The organism is Flavonifractor sp. (assembly GCF_019422385.1).
GTDB lineage: Bacteria > Bacillota > Clostridia > Oscillospirales > Oscillospiraceae > Flavonifractor > Flavonifractor avistercoris.
The window spans coordinates 1-2320 of the sequence record NZ_JAHZDL010000159.1 but is presented as its reverse complement, the minus strand read 5'-3'; the positions used below and the strand labels follow the sequence as shown (position 1 = coordinate 2320).

General features: G+C 67.2%; 2 protein-coding genes and 1 pseudogene. All 3 read right to left on the bottom strand.

All coding sequences use genetic code 11. The features are described 5' to 3' along the window. The coding region (gene atpD / locus QZ378_RS12735; RefSeq protein WP_291258536.1) for a F0F1 ATP synthase subunit beta at positions 1–823 on the bottom strand (823 nt) is incomplete at its 3' end. Between the two features lie 158 nt (positions 824–981). Continuing rightward, complete coding sequence (atpG, locus tag QZ378_RS12730; RefSeq protein ID WP_291258535.1) at positions 982–1863, bottom strand: ATP synthase F1 subunit gamma; 882 nt, start codon at positions 1861–1863, stop codon at positions 982–984. Next, a pseudogene (locus tag QZ378_RS12725) lies at positions 1851–2320 on the bottom strand (F0F1 ATP synthase subunit alpha); the annotation flags it as partial. The gene atpG and the pseudogene QZ378_RS12725, both read right to left, overlap by 13 nt.

Sequence of the window (2320 nt, the reverse complement as noted above, 5' to 3'; positions counted from 1 at the left end):
GGGTGGGCTGGTAACCCACGGCGGAGGGCATCCGGCCCATCAGGGCGGAGACCTCGCTGCCGGCCTGGACATAGCGGAAGATGTTGTCGATGAAGAGCAGCACGTTCTGCTTCTCCCTGTCCCGGAAGTACTCCGCCATGGTCAGGCCGGTCAGGGCCACCCGCATGCGGGCTCCGGGGGGCTCGTTCATCTGACCGAAGACCAGGGCGGTCTTTTCAATGACGCCGGACTCGGTCATCTCCCGCCACAGGTCGTTGCCCTCCCGGGTGCGCTCCCCCACGCCGGTGAAGATGGAGTAGCCGCCGTGCTCGGTGGCGATGTTGTGGATCAGCTCCTGGATCAGCACGGTCTTGCCCACGCCGGCGCCGCCGAACAGGCCGATCTTGCCGCCCTTGGCGTAGGGGGCCAGCAGATCGATGACCTTGATGCCGGTCTCGAAGATGTCCACCACCGGGCGCTGCTTGGCAAAGTCCGGGGGCTGGCGGTGGATGGACCACTTCTCGGCCCCCTCCACCGGCCCCTTGCCGTCGATGGCGTCGCCCAGCACGTTGAACATGCGGCCCAGCACCCCGTCCCCCACGGGGACGGAGATGGGGGCGCCGGTGGCGGTGACGGTCATGCCGCGGCCCAGCCCCTCACTGGGGGAGAGCATGATGCAGCGCACCGTGTCGCCGCCCACGTGCTGGGCCACCTCCATGACCTCCCGGCGGCCGTCCAGCTCCACCTCCAGGGCCTCCTTCAGCTCCGGCAGAGAGCCGCCGGGGAAGGCCACATCCACCACAGGCCCCATGACCTGTACAATGGTTCCCTTGTTTGCACTCATATCGAAAAATCCCCTTTCGGGCGTTCAGTCTGTTCGTTTGATCAGGACGGGCGACCGCAGGTCGCCCCTACGGTTTGTGTGGGAGCGGGCCGCGCCGGATCTGTAGGGCGCGGCATCCCTGACGCGCCGCCGGCCCGACCCGTCGGACTGCGGGGGCGCTATAAAGCCGCCTGGGCGCCGCCCACCACCTCCGTGATCTCCTGGGTGATGGCCGCCTGGCGGGCCCGGTTGAAGGACAGGTTCAGGGTCTGAAGCATGGCCCGGGCGTTGTCGCTGGAGGACTTCATGGCGGTCATGCGGGCGTTCTGCTCGGAGCAGTAGGACTCCACCAGCGCGCCGAACAGATCGCCGGACACATAGGAGGGCACCAGCCGATCCATGACCGCCTTCACCGACGGCACGTAGGTCACGTCCCGGTTGTAGGCGTCCCGGTTGGCCTCGTACTCCGGGAACACGTCGGGATCCAGGGGGAGCAGCTTGTGGACGGTGGGCTCCATGTCAAAGGAGGTGACCAGCCTGGTGAAGAGCACGTACACGTCGTCCAGGCTGCCCTCCAGGAACAGATCCATCATGGACTCGGCGATGTCCCGGGCCCGGGGCACGGTGGGGTTCTGGGCGGTGTAGAGGAACTCCACGTCGATGGGGATGCTGTGCTCCTGGAAGTAGGAGCGGCCCACCTGCCCCACCACAAAGAGGGAGGCGCCGGGGTGCCTGGCCAGCTTCCCCTCCGCCAGCTTGAGGATGTTGTGGTTGTAGGCCCCGGCCAGCCCCTTGTCGCCGGTGACCACGATGTAGCCCACCTTCCGCTTCTCCGGGGGGATCTCCGGCCGCTTGTCGAAGAAGGGGTGGGCGATCTCCGGGGAGTGGTGGAGGATGTCGGAGATGGTGGACTCGATCTTGCGGAAATAGGGCTCCACATTGTTGAGCTGTGCCCGGGCCTTGCGCAGGTTGGCCGAGGAGATCAGGTACATGGCGTTGGTGATCTTCAGGGTCTGCTCCACGCTCCTGATGTGGGTGCGGATCTCCTTTATGCTTGCCATGTGGCGCTCCCCCGCTTCTTGGCGTCGTCCAGGGCGGCGCGGATGGTCTCCACCGCCGGGCCGCTCAGGTTGCCGGTGGACTGGATCTCCTCCACCACGTCGGCGTGCTCCGTCTCCATCTCATCGGCGAAGTCCAGCACGAACTGCCGCACCCTGTCCAGGGGCACGTCGTCCACCAGGCCGCTGGTGGCCACATAGAGGATGATGGCCTGGCGGCTCACCGGCATGGGGTGGTACAGGGGCTGCTTGAGCAGCTCCAGCAGGCGGCGGCCGTGATCCAGGGCCTGCTGGGTGGCGGGATCCAGGTCGGAGGCGAACTGGGTGAACACCTCCAGCTCCCGGAACCGGGCCAGGTCGATGCGCAGGGTGCCGGCGGTCTTTTTGATGGCCCGGGTCTGGGCCGCGCCGCCCACACGGGACACGGACAGGCCCACGTTGACGGCGGGCCGCTGGCCGG

Coding starts and splice junctions, on each gene's coding strand:
- atpG (WP_291258535.1), bottom strand. CDS start 1,863: ATGGCAAGCATAAAGGAGATCCGCACCCACATCAGGAGCGTGGAGCAG.